At 61.7% G+C, this 15631-nt stretch carries 25 protein-coding genes; 9 read left to right on the top strand and 16 right to left on the bottom strand.

The genetic code is table 11. The annotated features are described in order from the left end of the window. The first annotated feature begins 5 nt into the window (after positions 1–5). Both NKJ84_RS04355 and NKJ84_RS04350 read left to right on the top strand, forming a co-directional pair. Positions 6–1037: a LacI family DNA-binding transcriptional regulator gene (locus NKJ84_RS04355; RefSeq protein WP_352505501.1), complete on the top strand. Its 1032-nt coding sequence runs from the start codon at positions 6–8 to the stop codon at positions 1035–1037. A 107-nt stretch (positions 1038–1144) separates the two neighbouring features. Beyond that, the gene (locus tag NKJ84_RS04350) at positions 1145–1354 is read left to right on the top strand and encodes a hypothetical protein (RefSeq protein ID WP_352505500.1); all 210 of its coding nucleotides are present in this window, start codon (positions 1145–1147) and stop codon (positions 1352–1354) included. Here the strand turns inward: NKJ84_RS04350 and NKJ84_RS04345 are convergent. From NKJ84_RS04345 to NKJ84_RS04335, 3 genes are all read right to left on the bottom strand, one after another. Continuing rightward, positions 1351–1773 carry an aconitase X swivel domain-containing protein gene (locus NKJ84_RS04345; protein ID WP_352505499.1) on the bottom strand — a complete coding sequence of 141 codons (423 nt, stop codon included), beginning with the start codon at positions 1771–1773 and terminating at the stop codon, positions 1351–1353. The two genes, NKJ84_RS04350 and NKJ84_RS04345, sit on opposite strands and share 4 nt — an antisense overlap. Beyond that, a complete protein-coding gene (locus NKJ84_RS04340; protein ID WP_352505498.1) occupies positions 1770–3017 on the bottom strand; it encodes an aconitase X in 1248 nt (415 codons plus the stop codon). Before NKJ84_RS04340 ends, NKJ84_RS04345 begins: the two co-directional genes overlap by 4 nt. Positions 3018–3202: 185 nt before the next feature. Then, complete coding sequence (locus tag NKJ84_RS04335) at positions 3203–3457, bottom strand: hypothetical protein (RefSeq protein ID WP_352505497.1); 255 nt, start codon at positions 3455–3457, stop codon at positions 3203–3205. Between the two features lie 275 nt (positions 3458–3732). On the opposite strand from NKJ84_RS04335, the gene NKJ84_RS04330 reads away from it, so the two are divergent. After that, positions 3733–4065, top strand: coding sequence for a hypothetical protein (locus NKJ84_RS04330; protein WP_352505496.1), 333 nt, complete (start codon positions 3733–3735; stop codon positions 4063–4065). 143 nt (positions 4066–4208) lie between these two features. On the opposite strand, the gene NKJ84_RS04325 is transcribed toward NKJ84_RS04330, so the two are convergent. The 5 genes from NKJ84_RS04325 to NKJ84_RS04305 all read right to left on the bottom strand — a co-directional run bounded on the left by NKJ84_RS04325 (position 4209) and on the right by NKJ84_RS04305 (position 6944). Next, entirely contained in the window at positions 4209–4886 is a 678-nt protein-coding gene (locus tag NKJ84_RS04325; protein WP_352505495.1) for a hypothetical protein, read from the bottom strand. Positions 4887–5343: 457 nt separating this feature from the next. After that, positions 5344–5562, bottom strand: a complete 219-nt coding sequence (locus NKJ84_RS04320) for a DUF2934 domain-containing protein (protein WP_352505494.1) — start codon at positions 5560–5562, stop codon at positions 5344–5346. A gap of 81 nt (positions 5563–5643) precedes the next feature. Further along, positions 5644–5856: a hypothetical protein gene (locus NKJ84_RS04315; protein WP_254820502.1), complete on the bottom strand. Its 213-nt coding sequence runs from the start codon at positions 5854–5856 to the stop codon at positions 5644–5646. A 124-nt stretch (positions 5857–5980) separates the two neighbouring features. Then, positions 5981–6286 (bottom strand): DUF1236 domain-containing protein, encoded by a 306-nt coding sequence (locus tag NKJ84_RS04310; protein WP_352475486.1) that lies wholly within the window; start codon positions 6284–6286, stop codon positions 5981–5983. A gap of 364 nt (positions 6287–6650) precedes the next feature. Further along, a complete protein-coding gene (locus NKJ84_RS04305; RefSeq protein WP_352505493.1) occupies positions 6651–6944 on the bottom strand; it encodes a hypothetical protein in 294 nt (97 codons plus the stop codon). Positions 6945–7112: 168 nt separating this feature from the next. Between NKJ84_RS04305 and NKJ84_RS04300 the strand changes: the two genes are divergently transcribed. Continuing rightward, the gene (locus tag NKJ84_RS04300; protein ID WP_352505492.1) at positions 7113–7388 is read left to right on the top strand and encodes a hypothetical protein; all 276 of its coding nucleotides are present in this window, start codon (positions 7113–7115) and stop codon (positions 7386–7388) included. Positions 7389–7447: 59 nt separating this feature from the next. Here the strand turns inward: NKJ84_RS04300 and NKJ84_RS04295 are convergent, their stop codons facing one another. The 6 genes from NKJ84_RS04295 to NKJ84_RS04270 form a co-directional block, all read right to left on the bottom strand. Further along, positions 7448–7747, bottom strand: a complete 300-nt coding sequence (locus NKJ84_RS04295; RefSeq protein ID WP_254820498.1) for a hypothetical protein — start codon at positions 7745–7747, stop codon at positions 7448–7450. A 171-nt stretch (positions 7748–7918) separates the two neighbouring features. Beyond that, on the bottom strand, positions 7919–8242 hold the full coding sequence (locus NKJ84_RS04290; RefSeq protein ID WP_352505661.1) for a hypothetical protein: 324 nt from the start codon (positions 8240–8242) through the stop codon (positions 7919–7921). After that, entirely contained in the window at positions 8242–8445 is a 204-nt protein-coding gene (locus NKJ84_RS04285; RefSeq protein WP_254820497.1) for a hypothetical protein, read from the bottom strand. Before NKJ84_RS04285 ends, NKJ84_RS04290 begins: the two co-directional genes overlap by 1 nt. Then, positions 8430–8699: a hypothetical protein gene (locus NKJ84_RS04280; protein ID WP_352505491.1), complete on the bottom strand. Its 270-nt coding sequence runs from the start codon at positions 8697–8699 to the stop codon at positions 8430–8432. The genes NKJ84_RS04285 and NKJ84_RS04280 overlap by 16 nt, the downstream gene beginning before the upstream one ends. Next, positions 8699–8911, bottom strand: coding sequence for a hypothetical protein (locus tag NKJ84_RS04275; protein ID WP_352505490.1), 213 nt, complete (start codon positions 8909–8911; stop codon positions 8699–8701). The genes NKJ84_RS04280 and NKJ84_RS04275 overlap by 1 nt, the downstream gene beginning before the upstream one ends. Before the next feature lies 1 nt (position 8912). Then, positions 8913–9716 carry an N-acetylmuramidase family protein gene (locus NKJ84_RS04270; RefSeq protein WP_352505489.1) on the bottom strand — a complete coding sequence of 268 codons (804 nt, stop codon included), beginning with the start codon at positions 9714–9716 and terminating at the stop codon, positions 8913–8915. A gap of 151 nt (positions 9717–9867) precedes the next feature. Between NKJ84_RS04270 and NKJ84_RS04265 the strand changes: the two genes are divergently transcribed. From NKJ84_RS04265 to NKJ84_RS04245, 5 genes are all read left to right on the top strand, one after another. Beyond that, on the top strand, positions 9868–10053 hold the full coding sequence (locus NKJ84_RS04265) for a hypothetical protein (RefSeq protein ID WP_254820493.1): 186 nt from the start codon (positions 9868–9870) through the stop codon (positions 10051–10053). A gap of 173 nt (positions 10054–10226) precedes the next feature. Then, entirely contained in the window at positions 10227–10376 is a 150-nt protein-coding gene (locus NKJ84_RS04260) for a hypothetical protein (RefSeq protein ID WP_352505488.1), read from the top strand. Between the two features lie 176 nt (positions 10377–10552). Continuing rightward, positions 10553–10720 (top strand): hypothetical protein, encoded by a 168-nt coding sequence (locus NKJ84_RS04255; protein ID WP_352505487.1) that lies wholly within the window; start codon positions 10553–10555, stop codon positions 10718–10720. Between the two features lie 167 nt (positions 10721–10887). Beyond that, positions 10888–11061, top strand: a complete 174-nt coding sequence (locus NKJ84_RS04250; protein WP_352505486.1) for a hypothetical protein — start codon at positions 10888–10890, stop codon at positions 11059–11061. A gap of 269 nt (positions 11062–11330) precedes the next feature. After that, on the top strand, positions 11331–12077 hold the full coding sequence (locus NKJ84_RS04245) for a hypothetical protein (protein WP_352475728.1): 747 nt from the start codon (positions 11331–11333) through the stop codon (positions 12075–12077). A 91-nt stretch (positions 12078–12168) separates the two neighbouring features. Here NKJ84_RS04245 and NKJ84_RS04240 read toward each other — a convergent pair whose 3' ends face one another. Beyond that, positions 12169–12753, bottom strand: a complete 585-nt coding sequence (locus tag NKJ84_RS04240) for an acyltransferase (RefSeq protein ID WP_352505485.1) — start codon at positions 12751–12753, stop codon at positions 12169–12171. A 33-nt stretch (positions 12754–12786) separates the two neighbouring features. After that, positions 12787–15528: an SGNH/GDSL hydrolase family protein gene (locus NKJ84_RS04235; protein WP_352505484.1), complete on the bottom strand. Its 2742-nt coding sequence runs from the start codon at positions 15526–15528 to the stop codon at positions 12787–12789. Positions 15529–15631 lie beyond the last annotated feature (103 nt).

The raw sequence follows: 15631 nt of genomic DNA, 5'->3' as shown, positions 1-15631 counted from the left end.
CGACAGTGCGGTCCACCCTGACAGACATAGCTCGGGAAGCCGGCGTTTCCGCCGCTACGGTCGACCGTGTGCTCAACAACCGCGCCGGGGTCAGGGCGCGCACTCGCGAGGTCGTGCTCGAAACGGCACAGCGGCTTGGCTATATCGCTGAAAATTCAAATAATCCGAGCTCGCTCAACGCGCTGCGCGGTGAGATCATACGGCTCGATTTCGCCCTGCCCGCCGGCACCAATTCCTTCATCAAGATGCTGCACCGCCAGATCGAGGCGCAGGCGCAGTCGCGGCCTGACCTCGACGTCCGCGTCGCCACTATCGAAGGCTTCAATCCGGATCGGCTCGCCCGTCTGCTGCAGGAACTGCACGGGCAGACGCAAGGCGTTGGTGTGATCGCGCTCGACCATCCGACGGTGCGCGAGGCGATCCGCTCGCTTTCGGCCAGCGGCGTCAAGGTGGTTACCCTCGCTTCCGACATCCTGCATGTGCCGAGGGTTGCCTATATCGGCATCGACAACCGCGCCGCCGGCCGGCTCGCCGGCTACCTGCTCAACCGCTTCATGGGCGCAGAGCGTCCGGGCAAGGTCGCGCTGTTCGCCGGTTCGCTCTCCTACCGCGGCCACGAAGAGCGCGAGATGGGCTTCCGCCACATACTGACGGAAGAATCGCCCAATCTGCAGATCGTCGAGATGCGCGAAATGCTCGACGATCGGGAAAAAGCCTACTCTGAGGCCTCCGCCCTGCTGGACCGGCACCCGGACCTGGCCGCCGTCTACAATGTCGGCGCTGGCAACACCGGCATCGCCCGCGCGCTGAAGGAACGCGGGCGCGCGCTGTCGACGGTCTTTCTCGGCCATGAGGTGACGGAAGGCACCAAGGAGCTCTTGCTCGACGGCACGCTCGACGCGGTCATCGACCAGAACCCGCGCGTCGAGGCCCGCGAGGCGCTCAACACCTTGATCCACGCGGTCAAGGGCTTGCCTTACGAACTGCACCAGCCGAGGCTGCAAGTGATCTTCAGGGAGAGCATCCCGGAGATCTGAACCCAGGTGAGTGGCTGGGGTTTCGTGAATCTTGCGGGCGCGCTCTATTCCGGCCAGCCGCTGAACAACACGCCGCTCGACCGCTCGCGGCGACCGTCGGCTTCTGGATGCTGGAAGACCAGCTTACCGTTGGCGCGCAATATCTCAGAGTTGGCAAGATCACGCGCACCAACCGCAGCAAACCGGACGAACCGACGCTCGTCGATGACGGCTTCGATCTGGTCAACGTCTTTGCCAACTGGCGCATCAACGGCCACGCCAATCTCGATTTCAGCGTCGACCTGGCGGCGGGGCGCGGCGGGACGATGGCCGGCTAGAGCTTGCTCACCATCGCTTGCGCATCTTCGCCCAGACCGATAGCGATCCGGTCGCCGGAGGCAATGCCTGATATGTCGCAGACGACCAGCGGCATGCTGATTTCGTAGAGGAATTCGGCAACGATGGCGCCGATGGCAAGGATCGGGTCCGGCCGCTCCAGGATAATGCCGGCCGGCCCCGTCCCTCTGCGAATCGCTTCGGCCAGAACCGAAGACGAGGACGACGACCCCCGCCCGCTCGGCATCACCAGGATCCTGCCGGCGATATTGCCGCCCAGGTCCGGATGCGAATGGTCGATGATGTCGCCCGTTTCGACATCGATCCCGCCCCAGAAGCTGAGCGCCTGCGAAAGCACCAGCGCCGGGCCCTGTGCGGAGCCGGCAAGGTGGAATGTACCGGTTCTGGCCGGCGCCTTCATGGCGCGCCTCGCACGACGCGGCCGGCCGCGGCCGAGCGGACGCAGTCTTCCATGTCACCGAAGGCCACCGAGACACCGATATTGCCAGGTGCGTAATGCGCCCATTTGCCGGAATTGGTCATCACCACGCCGTCGAGACGCTCGAGGATCGACGTGACATAGGTGCAGGTGTCGGTGACCGGGACAAGGCCGAAGGCTTCCATGCCGGCCAGTGCGCCTTCGTCCTCCAGTCGCGTCAGCGTGGCACGCCCTGTGTTGACATAGATCGGGACGCCCCTGCCCGGCGCAACTTCGCGCAGCAGCGGCAACAGGCGCATCCACTCTTCATGGGAGAAATGCGGCGTGCCTAACGACACGGCTGCAAGCTGCACGCCGTCGGGGACGCTCGACAGCCTGGCCAGCGCATGGCGGACATCAGCGCTAGAGATCCGGATTTTTTCCTCCGGCACCAGGCCGTGCAACGCCTCATCCAGCGTCGTCGCCTCCGGCGTAATGCCGACCGCATGAAACAGCGCCACAGCGCCCGTCGTTGCCGCCGCCGCCCCCAGCGCCTTCAGTTGGTCCTCGTCGCGCGGCTGCGGCAGGCCTGATATGACAGGAATGCGGTCGCCGCTCTTTTGCCCGACAAGTAGTCCGACACCCACGAACAGGGCGTCGCTGGGCTCGAGACCGCCAGTCAGCTCGAACAGGATCTGGCCTCGTCGATTTTCACTCAGATGCAGCCCCCAGGCCGGCGCGCGTCCGGTCATTGCGCAGCATAAATCGATGAAATCGCCATAACGGTTGGTTCGCGCCCCGATCACCGAATTGGCAAAGACGATGGCGTTGGACTCACCCCAGGCGATCTGCTCGCCGAACCTTGGCCGGAATCGAGTCTGATAGGGTGCGCAGGTGAAGGTCGCCTGGCAGCCGAGGTCCAGATGCGCCATCATCAAGCGACGCGCCGGCGCTTCTTGCGACATCGGCATCTTCACCAATCCGGGATGGATGAGGTCGAACGAACCGACATTCAGCGTCGTCGGCACCCGAACGCGGCCGCCGCCCTCGATCAGCCTTTCGACGAAATCGAGGCTAGCCTGGCCGTGATAGAGGCAGCCGTCGATATGGGCACCGGCAATATTCAACAACTTGCGCGCGCCGACCGCCTTCGCGAAGGCGACCAGGATCTTCATGGCGGCAGCCGCTGCCGAGCCTTGCTCGCCATGCAGCATCGACTGGTCGCCGGCCGTCAATTCCAGCGTCATCGGCAAATTCCCGAGCCCGCACTATGCCGATCAAGCACTCCCTGATTGCGGAGCGTCTGGCAAGACAGAGCTTCGGATCTCTTCTACTTCGCGGCGATCAGCAGACCAGACGTTCACAGCTCATCGCAAAGCGAGAGAGACGCGAAGCACGGTCGGAGAGCGGGCGATCCACGGCGGAAACGGCGCTATTCCTTCTGCGACGGTCGGTCGGCCGTGCTGCGGTCGCCATCTGCAGAATGCGGCAGGATGCCGAAGTCGCGCGACTTGGTCCCATGCGCCGCCGTCAGGAAACCATCGGCTGTGAGACCTCGCCTCAAAAGCTCACGTACCGCGGCCGACCGGCTCGGCATGTGCTTTTCGAAGCGCCAGTTCTCCAACGCCGCCAGTTCATCGACAGTCAGCATGATCTGCAGTCGTTCCGGGCGTTCCAGTTCGGACATCTCGGCCTCCAGTCATACCAGCCTAAGCGCAGCTGAGTTAGTATGTTCCTGATTTTGTGTAGAATTAGGTACGTGAGCAGAGTACGTCAAGACCTTCAGATGTGTGACTCATGCAGAAGTCCGATGAAGCGGATCAAGCATCAAATGGGCAATCAACAAAATACGCTAACTATTTGACACGAAGCGATTTTTCAAGGGTCTTCGCTTGCCAATCACGAGCCCTGGGCGCATGGTAGAACACGAGGGACAAACCGCCCCTGAAAGGAAGGTTTTCCATGCGCTACGGATTTTCGGTTCGCCTGCACGAAGACGTCGGTTCCCGAATTCGAGCTACATTGCGGTCCGGGATTGCCATCAATCTGACTGCTGTCGCCGAAGCCGTGCGACTGCAAAACCTCGCCGAGAATATTGCGCGCGAAGACATCGAATGGCTCGTCATGCAGGCAGCCCAGCTCCAAGGCGCAGCTATCGAGTTCGACGGCTTCGCGGAAGCCGATCTGGCGGAGTTTGCGTGCACTCAGCTGATGCAAAGCAGCCCCGCATTGGGCTGGGACGCCCTGGAAGGCGGGGTGGCCGTTTCGCCGGATCTTGGCCGTCAAACACATTGAAGCGCGTGCTCTTGTGAGCCCAGCCATGCTGCCGCCACGTGCTCGGCAAAAAAGCCCGCCGCAATGGCGGGCTTTGGACTGCTGGAGGTCTGGTGGACGAAGGCCTTTCGGCCCGGTCCGACATTTCATCCGATGTATTCGCCTTAGCGGCGCGCGATAAGCAGGCACAATTGGCGCAGATCGCTATCGTAAGTGCCTTCGCTACTCAGCACGTCGACGCAGCGCTTCTTCATCCTGGCCAACTTGTCGCCCGACATGTCGGCAACGACCTGGGGCAAGTTGGGATTGCTGGGATTGGGCGGGCTGCCCGGGTTGGACGGATTGCTCGGATTGGTACCACCGATCCCGACACCGGCGCCGACATTGATGCCGCTGCCGACCCCGACCCCCGCGCCAGCCACAACGCCGCTGCCGATACCTACCCCCGCGTCGGCGGCAATGCCGCTCGAACCGCCAACCGTTGCGCCGGCACCAGCGTTGATGCCGCTTCTGCCCCCGACCGACGCGCCGGCGCCCGCGGCAATGCCGCTCGAACCCCCAACCGTTGCGCCGGCACCGGTGTTAATGCCGCTGCCGCCCACCAAGGCACCGAGGCCTGCCTTGATGCCGCCGCTGCCCCCGACCGTTGCGCCGGCACCGGCGTTGATGCCGCCGCGACCGCCAACCGTCGCGCCGAGGCCGGCTTTGATGCCGCCGTTGCCGCCGATGGATGTTCCAACACCAACGGCAATTCCGTCCGCTGCATTCACGGGCATCGAGAGCATGAAAAGCGCTACGCTGCCTGCCACTGCACCGGTGATTGTTTTGATGTTGATGGTCATAACATTCTCCCTGCTGTAGTTTCGCTGAGCAACCCGCGAACTCGCCGGTTGCATTACGCCCTAAGTGCAAGGAAGAAGATCGGTTTCTTTGCCGATCAACTTGCTGGTCCCATGGTGTATTTTCAAAGAACAGCCGCGTGAAATTTATATTGAAATTTTCCGAAAGTTTGAAGCGATGCGAGAGTCAGCTGGTCGGCGCCGCAACAGACGAACATCGCAACGGGTCGGCGGCCGAAAAGGCGAATTCCTAATCTGCAAACCACAACATCAAACCGACCCCTCGGCAATAGAACAATGGGCCGATAAGATCCGCTCTGCGCGGGTTTGCTTCACCGTGCTGCGTCATTTTTGACCTGTCTGGACTGTCTCTGCTGCCGACCGCGGACGAAAGTACAAAGCGCCGAACCGCGAGATCCAGCGATGGAATCAAATCCGCTCGAGTTCACGCTTTGCGTGGTCACGCCTTGGATTTGGTTTCCTCCTTGGCGGCGGGCGCCGTCTTAGGCTGACGTGGTGATGGCTTCGGCCGGCTGGCGGTCTTCTCTTTCGTGGCGATTTCTGCGTCGATTTCGGCGGTAGCCTGATCCCAATGTTGCTGATGCGCCCCGTCGGGCCTGCCTGCCCGTTCCCAGATCGCGTGTGCACGCTGGCGAATCCGTTCCTGTCTGTCCCTCACCGTTGCCTCCGTCGGTTTATGCGTAAGCAACTTTGTTCTAGCTGAAATTTCGACCGGCGTCTTGATCCCCAGGCAACACCGTCATTGAACCTCTCTGTCACACAGGACGGCGACGCCGAGGAGCGCCGCCTTCTTGATGATCAGCCCTTCAAGGTCGGCGTCCGAGCGCTCGGTTCCGGTGCGTTCGCGCAACAGTGCAATCGCCGCCTTCATCGACAGCAGCCCATCGCCTCGTTCAGCAAGCAGTTTGTCGACGGCGGCGGCCACGTTGGCCCGCTCGACATGCGGCAGCATGGGAATGGCTCCTTTCCTTGTTTCGCGACGACAGCGGCTCCATCCCGATCGCTCGGGATGGAGCTCTTATTCGATAATTTAGACCGTGACCTTTCCAAATCCGGTTCGCGGTTTGGAACGCCGATCACTCGATGACGTGCACGATCTTGCGGGTGCCTGGGTCGACGAGCACGGTGCGATTGCCGACGACGACGTATCTGTACTTCACGTCGGGAACATCGATCGGTTGCAGCTCGACCGTATCTGGCACCGTGGAACCGATATTGAGCTCCACGCCCAGAAGATTGATCGACGCCAACGGGTGCTTATGGACGTATTCGCGGATGACCGTCTGCTGTTCGGGCGTGACAATCACCTGGTCCGCGGTGGCCACGCCGACGCCGGCGAGCAACACCAATCCCGCCGCAGCAGGAACAAGGTGGATTTTCATCGTCTACTCCTGTTGTTACGGGCCTCGCCCTTACAGTTGCGACGCGGCTTTCCGGTCGAAGCGGCGAACCCTCTAGGCAAACGCCCACGCCACCTTGTTGTTCCGTAAGTGGCGGCTAATCGAATGGCGGTGAAGTGCCCGCGCGGTGCGGCGAATGAACTGCAAATGAGCTACGGTGGCCCGCGTCGCAAGACGCGGGCCGATCGGTTTCCCGATCAGCAGCGACACCGGAGGGGGATGATATCGGCTGCGTCTGAAACAACGTTTAGGACAAGCTAATGTTCCTGAGAGAGGGCAACAAACCTGCCGGTACAGCGCGACGTTACCGCCCATGGGCAAGCCCCTGTGGCCGCAAATGAAGCGGCTACTGCTTTGGCGGTTGTGGCGGCACCTCGCCGGGCTTGAGCACCGGGGTCTTGCCCTCGTTCGGCGGTGGCGCCGCCATGCCCTGATCGCCCGTTGGCGGCGGCTTCAGGACCCCACCGCATGGCTCGAGCGTGTCGGACAAATTGCTGCCGGCCGGCTTCTGCTGCTGGTTCTTCTGATCCTGCGGCTCAACCTTGCAGCGGTCGGATTGCGCCTGTTCGCCCGGCTGCGCGGCCGCCGGCGCCGCCAGCAGCGCACCTAGCATATACGGCAAGAAAATGAGCGGTCTCATGTCGAGCTCCTTTCGCGCCAGTATCTTCTGAATGTGAAGGCGGGCAGGCGCGATTGGTTCCGTCGTGCGGCAATGCGCCCGGACCGCAGCGGCCCGGAACCGGCCGCCAGACTTATGAGTTCAACCACTGAGCCAGTTCAGGGCCGCCGACATTATGGAGAACCAGCGATGGAACCGCGCAGGAAAGAACGAACCGACGACGAGACCGAGAGCCCGACGATCCAGCAGCAGGACTGGGATGCCATCCGGAGCGGGAAAATTCTCCCAGACGGCGTGCCGCAAAACGGCGACATCCGTTACGACGTCGAGAAAGACGGCGAACTGCCGGAGGAGGACGACGACAACGCCTACCAGGACAGCGACGAGGCCTTGCCGGACGATACTGAGGAACGCGTTATTTCACGCGATCTCGCACGCGAAGGTGGTCCTTTCGACGAGGAATGAGCGACTGCCTTTCGCACTGCGCTCGCTATCCGGGTAGACGGTCGGATGAGCCTCTGCTTTCAATTCGGGAGGTCGAAGACCGGCTCCTGGCAGCGATAGACCAGACATTGACCATCACGCGTCTTGATATACGCGGAGCGCGGCACTTGCGGCCAGTCGCATTCATTGCCGAATTGGCGGACGTAACGGTCGTAGGTGTTCTGGCCGGTGGTCAGCACCACCGAGCGATGCCTCTGGATCAGAAGCTGCGTCTGTTCGCATGTCATCGCGCGGCTGTCCGGCCGGGCGTCGGCCGTCGCGGCAAACAGAAGCGCCCCGGCTGTAAGGACTGCCGCTTGTGTCAGGACTCTGCCAAGCATGAGACCATCTCCCGTGAAGCCTAACGCGCATCTTGGTTTCGCAAGCGCCGGATCGAGCCGCCCTCGCAAAGAAAAGATCGTACAGATTGCCAGGAAAAATGCAAAAGCCCGCCGCACCTTTCGGCGCGGCGGGCTTCAACTGAACGTCACTCTTAGTCAGGCTTGGGCGGCTTACTCCTCCTTCACCGGCCCGAACCGGCGCACGATCATTTCGAAGACGATATCCGAGATCCACATCGCCGATACGCCAATCAGAAAGGCCGCGGCCAGCGTCGTGGTGTCGTCGTCCGGCGAAGGAAAGGGCAGGCCGGCGGCGCGGAAATAATGCACGACCGGCAGCGTCAGATAGGCCGCCGCCAGCGCGCCGCAGATCGGCGAGGCCACCATTTCGCGGACCTTGTAGCGGTGACGTGACAAGGCCCGCAAAATGCCGCCGGACAGGCCGGCGACCAATACCGGCGCCTTGATGCCCAGAACGTCGAGCAGCTCATGCATCATGGCGTCCACCCGCACCATCTGGCGCCCTGCCCGTTGAAGGCGTTCATCTCGTCGAGCTCGGGCCGGGTCATGGCGGCGACGACCGGGGCGGATGGCCGGCGTGGCTGACTTTGGTCGCACCAGACTTGCCGCGGATTGCCGGCCGGCGCGGTTGTCGTGCAGCCGGCCAGCACCAGGCAGAGGATCAGCGCCTTGCCCATTTCTCAGCCTCCGCTCTTGCTGCCGCATCGATCATGCCGGCGGCCTTCCGCCCTTCGGCGGAAGCCTCGCGGTTCATTTCGAGGCGGTCCTCGGCGGCCGCGATTTTTGCCTCGACCTGTTTGACCGCCTCCTTCTTCGCCCGGTTGAAGCCGCCTGCAATGTAAAGGCCGATGCCGCCGGCCACAGCAGCGAATACCGTCATGACGACCTTGTTGCCGATGATGGTGCTGAGAATGGCGAGGAGCGCGGTCATCACAAATCCTCGGCGCGGCGGCGGCGCAGGAACTCGGTCAAGACGCCGTTGATCACAAGAAACCAGGGGAACCATTCCCCTGGGATGACCGGCGAAAGAACCTGCGGGTCGACATAGGTGACGATGCTCGCGATGATGCCGATAGCCGCCTGAACCCGCGCCCAGACAATTGTTTCGCTGTCGCGGAAGAAGCTCTTGATCCGGGTCCACATGTCATTTCCTTCCGAATAGTTTGAGGATTGCTGATAATTTGAGGATGGTGGCGATCAGCGCTGCCCAGAAGCCGGGCTTGGCGGCAGGCACAGGAGGCCCAGGAGGCGCGTGCGTGGCGGCCGCTTGTGGAACGGGAATTGGGCTGGCTGGCTCTGGCGGAGTTGCAGGGACGACCGCCGACGACAGCGGGCCGGCAGACGGCCAAGGCGTGTCCTTGATGCGCGACCATTTGCGATAGGCCTCTGCGAGCCTGGTATCGTAGGCGTTCTTGCGATAGCCGGCGCCGTTGTAGCCCTTGGCGAAGCCTGCCCAGTCATGGTTGCGCAGATTGTCGTCGAGCTTGTTCGTCTTGATGAAGTTGAACGCGGCCTCAAGCTGGGCTTCCTCGTCGGCCATCATGGCTTCCACCATGGCCTGCACTGTCGCGAACCCGGCGGCGGCGTGGTTTTCGCCGAGAACCTGGCCAAGACCCCATGACGCGGATTTGAGCGCCGCGGTTTCGTCGATCGCACAAGCTGCCTTGAGCCGTGGGTAGCCATCCCTGGGATAGGGCTTCTCGCCCCACTTCGAATAGGCGAGGCCAGCGGCTACCGCTCTTGCCCGCTTGGCACCCGACAGGTTGCGATAGAAGACGTGCGGCTCGAACAGGATGACCGGCCGGCCAAGGGCGTCGAAGCCGTGCCCGCTCGTTTCAACATCGAGGAACGCGTGCATCTCGTCCTCGCCGACGCCGATCCGGGCGCCGAGTTTCGGCAAGTCCATATCATCGAGGCGCCTGGCGGCGCCCTTGAACAAACGGTCCATAGGTTTCCTTTCCGCCCTCGCGGGCAGAGTTTTGAGCTTGAAACGGCACGTGCGTGGCGGCAGAGCAGAATTGGGCGGCAGCGCGCGCCGATGTGGCAAGCAAGGTTGATGTTTTCGACCCGCCATGTGAAATGGCCGCGGGATGGTGCACATGTCTGATGACGAACAAACCGCTGCGGCGCGCTGGACGGTGAAGTCCGAACTCCGCGCCGTCGGTCGCGACAAGCCGCTGCTGCTGGTGCTGGCGGCGATCCTCTGCCTCTATTGTGCGTTTATCGCCGGACCGATCGTCTACGCGGTGCTGGCCATCAACGGCATTGCGGATTTCTTCAAATGAAGCCGGTTCCGGCGATCTCGCTCCGGTCCCGGTTCCTGCGTCCACCGCGCCCGAAATTGCTCGACCTGGATGAAATTGCTTAGCCGGGATGAAACCGTTCCCGTCTATCGTTCGTACCTGTAGCGGGTACGGGAGGACACGTGACGATAAGAATCAGGCTTCCAGGCGGGACTTTGAAGATCAAGAAAAGGGACGAGCTGCGGCGGCGCGAGCAGAAGCGCGAGGTGCCGGTTTGGCAGGTCGGCAATTATTTCGTCATCTGGTGGCCGAGCGGCATGTCCGATCGCCGATCGTCGCCCAACAAGTCCTCGCCCAGGAAATAGCCCGGGCACCCGACGATCCCGACCCGGCACTGATGCCTCGGTGCCGGATCAGGAACCGCCGTGCGCGCCAAACTTCCGAGACCGCTCGACAAATCCCAGAAAAAGTCAGCGGACAGGCGTTGACTCTTCCGCCACGGAAGGTTTTGATGCTGCATTGCACAATCAGGCGGGGGCCGATGGCAGTACGTATCAGAATGCTAGGCGGCACGCTGAAGGTGAAAGTGTACCGCGAATTGCGCGATCGCGAACGCGCCCGCCGCATACCTGTCGTCAAGATCGGCCGGGTTTATTTCACCTGGTGGTCGAACCGCCAGCGACTCATTGACGACCAGTCGCCACGGTGAACGTCCCAATTCTTCCGACCTGGCATGCGCCTGGGAAGCCCGCTCAGCCTCCGCAGGCGAGCTCGCAAGATAAGTTGATGAGGCTGCTGTTGACTCTTCCGTGACGGAAGGTCTCTACTTACCGCATTGCACGAAAATTGCTGCGTTGCACAACGGGAGTTGGACCGATGGCGGTGCGTATCAGGTTGCCTGGCGGCACTCTGAAGATGAAGACCTATCGTGAGTTGCGAGCCCGGGAACGCGACCGCCGCGTGCCTGTGATGAAGATGGGTTCGCTTTATTTTATCTGGTGGTCGAAACGCCAGGAACCTCACCAGAAGCCGCAGGACAGCAGACGGTAGCGGCTCCGCCGGCGACGGGTCCGCGTCAGCGATGAACCCTGACAATTCCGAAATACAACTCCAGCTGTAGGAATTTTTGGTCGGCCGGGTGTGCCATTGTTGGTGCGCACAGCATCCCGAGCGGCCCTCGCAGAGCAATTCTTCCGACGTCTTTTCGGCGATTTTCAAACGGCGTCCAGACTGGCGGGCGCGGGTGTTTGCAACTTGCAAACCGTCGCCGCTTGTCGCAAATAATTGGCCGCGGGCGGGCGATCAGGAGTCATCCATTGATGAATGTCCAATCGCGCATGCATGCTTTCCTTCGCTCAAGTCCGCTCCGATATTATTTTCACCTCGCAAAGGCTCGCCTTGCCGGGTCTCCGCAATCAGACGAAAGTGTGATCCTGTCGCAGATTGTTGGCCAAAGCCCGAAAACGTTCTTGGAATTTGGTTTCCATCCGACGGAATACAACTGCATTGGGCTTAGTGAATTCAGGGGTCTGCTCGTCGACGGCGACGCAACGACCGTGCGGTTAGCGCGCTCGCTGCTTCCAAAGCGGATTGAAGTGCGCCAGAGCTTCATTGATCTCAACAACATCGAAAGTCTCGCCACGCATTTTCCGCAACTTGGAGTGCTTTCCGTCGATGTCGATGGAAACGACTACTGGTTTCTGCAAGCCTTGCTGCCAGTGCGGCCGGCCGTCATTGTGGCGGAGTACAACGCCAGTTTTGGTCTCAATCCTATCACAGTGCCGTATGATCACGCTTTCGATCGCACCGCCAAGCACGACAGCGGCTGGTATCACGGTGCATCGATCACCGCCCTGGCCAATCTCTGCAAGAAGTACGGCTACAAGCTCGTTGCCGTCTCGTCCGCCGGCGGGAACGCGTTCTTCTTACCTAACGGTTCGGACATGCCGGGATTGGAGCCGGCTCAGTCCTATCGAGAGAGCACCCTGCGCAACCGCTGGTCTGGAACTACCGCTAAGGATCAATGGGAGCGTATCAAGCATATGCCTTTTGTCGAAGCGACCTGAAACGGAGACGAGAAATGTACGCTGGATAACCGCATCGACATGTAGCCATATACGATGGCACGACGCTCATTGATGAGCGCGGCCAAAGGCATCACTTCACTAGGTCTGCTGGCCGCACCAACGAATCGGCCGGGACGTCGTGTCGAACAATCGACCCGGCCGAGATAATCGCCCGATCGCCGATGGTGACACCCTTCATGACCATAGCGCTATTGCCGATCCACACGTCATCTCCAATAGTGATCGGCGCCGAACGAATGCCCGGGTCGACACGCGGATGGCCCTCACGAAAGATGGCTTGCATCTGAGCAAAACGCTTCTGCGGGTCCATCGGATGCGAATTGGTGTCGTGGATCGCCACGCCCCATGAGACGTGCACTCGCTTGCCGATCTTGATCCCCACCGGGTCTGACGACCAAATCGTCGAGCCTGGGCCAAGATAAAACCAATCATCGATTTTGATCCGACCCTCGTGGGCAAAGACCTGCAAATGCCCATCCAAATGGCTGTCCGCGCCGATCGAGACGCGAGACCGGTCCCCGCGGATATTGAAAATTTCCGCCCCGGCGCCAAACTTCGTGCGCGGCCCGATGACGGCATTTTCCCTAGCGGCGCCAGTGGCGATCCATGACCAAAAGCGGCGGCGAAGAGCTAGAACGGTGGAGAAGACGCGCATTCGCGAACATCTGCCACACAGGATCACTCCAGTCTAGGCTCCGAAGAAGCCCCGGCGCGAGAGACGACGAAGTTCCTCTGCATCGAAAGTTCCGTGCCGCAGGCTGCCGGCAGCAGTCGGATGAAGCTCATCGCTCATGTAAGCCAACGAGGTCAGGTAGCCGATACCGCTCTCGCCTCCTACATCAATTAACGGTATGGACAGCATATCGGCTACCTCCCGCTCCGCCTTCATGAACTGGACCAGCGTGTTGCCTTGACCGTTTATTCTTCCTATCCGGTGCGTCGCGTGTCCAGGGCCGCCGCTGTAGGTACCAATCATGACGATCTTGGCATTCGGCGCGCGCGCTCGGATGGCGGCGCAGGCCGCCCACAGCGAACCATAGTGAGTGGCGTAGGTCGTGTCGCCGAGAGCGCCTAGGGGCGTCTCCTGCGCGCCAAAGGCGTTCGGGCCCGGCTCCAAGATTACCAACTCCGCGTCGACTGGAATGTTGGCGATCGCATTGGACATTCCGTAGCTCGGATAGGCGGTGGTGCTCAGCCCCAAGGCCGAGCCACTGACCGCTAGATTGGTAGGAACCATACCGGTCAGACCGACGAGGACGGGAACGTAGTAGGCTCCGGCCGAAATGCTAGAGCCGATCAGGGTCAATTTTTTGCCAACCAGGGCGGCCGAGCCGTCGTCATATGGGTCGCCGCCGATGTTGGCCGGATCCGACAATAGGCCAAGATACAGAGCGCCATTGGCGACTGCCGTCACGCCGGCGCTTTTGGTCCAGGCCGAGTTGGAGAGGTTTTCCGAAGACGAGAAGACATTCGGCCCACCATTGATGCTTAGAGCCGACCTTTGGACATAGAATCCAGACACACCATCGCCGACATACGGGTGACCGCCAGCAGACGGGAAAATACGCTGTTGCCAGTTCGTCGCGGCCGTGGCTGTTGCCGTCTTCGTAACCGTGCATTCGTACCAGCCGTTGCCAAGAGCGACGATGCTCGCACCTGTGCCGGTCGCGGTCCCGGTGTCGAGATTGAAGGTGCAGTCGAAGATGACGGCGTTGTTGGAGTAGAGATTGAGACGATTGCGTTCGCCCTTTTTGGCGGTGACTTTCCAGACGATATTGTCGCCATTGACCACGGACCTGCCCTGATAAACGGAAGGATTGCCAGAGCCGACCATTTCGACAAGCTTCGATGCCGTCATTCGGCCTCTGACGGTCACGTCGAGGCCATCGACAAGCGGAGGCAGGGAGATCAGCACCGGTTCATAAGGGCTGACCGTGGTGGTAACCGTCACGTTCTGCTTCGTGAAGGCTGCGTTGGCGGGGTCGCTGCTCGGGAACAGGTTAGCCGGCAGGCCCTGCTTGCGAAGCACGACACTGCGAATGTACATACCGCTGGTTCCATCGCCGGTGAACGGAAAAACGCTAGCAGCCGACATACGTGCCTGCACATTGTTCGTAATATTTGCCGCAACCAGGACGACAGCCTTGCACTCGTACCAGCCGGAGCCAATATCTGTGATGGCAGCGCTGACGAGGTTCGCGCCTGAACTGCTTGAGACGATACCCTCCTCAAGATTGAAGTTGGCTGTATAGGCCGCACCAGGCCCCGCGTGGATAAGCTGCAGAATGCTTCGCTCTCCAGCTTTGGCAATGGCAATGTGCTCGATCGTGTCGCCCGACACAAAAGAGTAGGATCGATATATAGATGGGCTGACTGATCCGGCCGCCTCTGTTAGCCTGGCGGTCGGAACGCTAAGGCCTTCGATCATTGCTAGGCTATCGACGCTCGAAAGGAGAGCAGCCGTTGCCGCCCGGACGCCCGTATCAACTGCTACCGGTCCGGCCCCAACATTGAACAACCCCAAAGAACCTGTCGAAACTTCGGTCCAGAAATACTCACCGACATCGACATTCCTGCCCAGCACCGCCGCGGCGGCGGCGCCGGCCAGTCCTGCCGACGCCGCAAAGCTGAACGTCGGCGCCACTGTGTAGGAGCCCGGCGCCGTGATCAGTATCTGCGTCAGCACCCCGCCCGCCACCACGAAGCGGCCGGCAGCGCCCGACCCGGTGCCGCCGGTAAACGCCAGGTCGAACATGCCGTTGGCGCCGCCCGAGCCTGGCGTGATCGCTCCGGTGCCGGCAACGCCGAAGCCGATTGCGGCGGCAGTCGTCGGGAAAATGCCCTTGCCGTAAAGCGATGCGTCGCGTGCGGCCTGAGCGCTGATGACGGCCGCCGCGGCCGCGACGGAATCGGAATTGGTCGCAGCCCGGTCGGCTGTGGTTTGTCCGGCATTCGCGGCGGAAGCGGCGGCACTGGCGGATGCCTGGCCGGCGCTGGCTTCGGCAGCATCCTTCAGCGCCTGGGTTTCATCGCGCAACGCTTCGACCTCATCGACCATGTCCGCGATGTCGGGCGGAACGGATGCGGCGACGGTGATGGCATCGGCGCCGACGGCCGGCTCGTCGGCCGTGAACTCGAACACGCGGCCGCCATTGACCGATCCGATCTGGGTGTGGACGGTCGTGCCCTTCTGCAGGGTGCGCGTAGTGCGGGCATCGGCGGCGCGGAACCATTCGCCTGCGCTCGCGGTGTAGATGCCGTTTTGCGTCGGGTCGGCCTGGTCCTTGACCAGCACGCGGTCGCCGACCTCGGCCGGCACGCCGTCGATCGCCTGCAGGCCGTGCAGGAGGATGTCGGCCGTGGTCGCGAGGCGCACGGGTTCGCGTTCGCCGGTCAGGAGACGAACGGCGGCCGTTGCAGGTCGGGACATGAGGGCTTGCTCCATAAAAAAGCCCCGCATAAGCGAGGCTGGAAGGGGTTTAGTGCTGTCGGTGGGAGACTTAAGCTACGCCGCCGGACACCGCGCTATCCGG

It is taken from the genome of Mesorhizobium sp. M0048 (assembly GCF_040323405.1).
Classification (GTDB): Bacteria; Pseudomonadota; Alphaproteobacteria; order Rhizobiales; family Rhizobiaceae; genus Mesorhizobium.
This window is presented reverse-complemented; position numbering and strand designations above follow the sequence as displayed.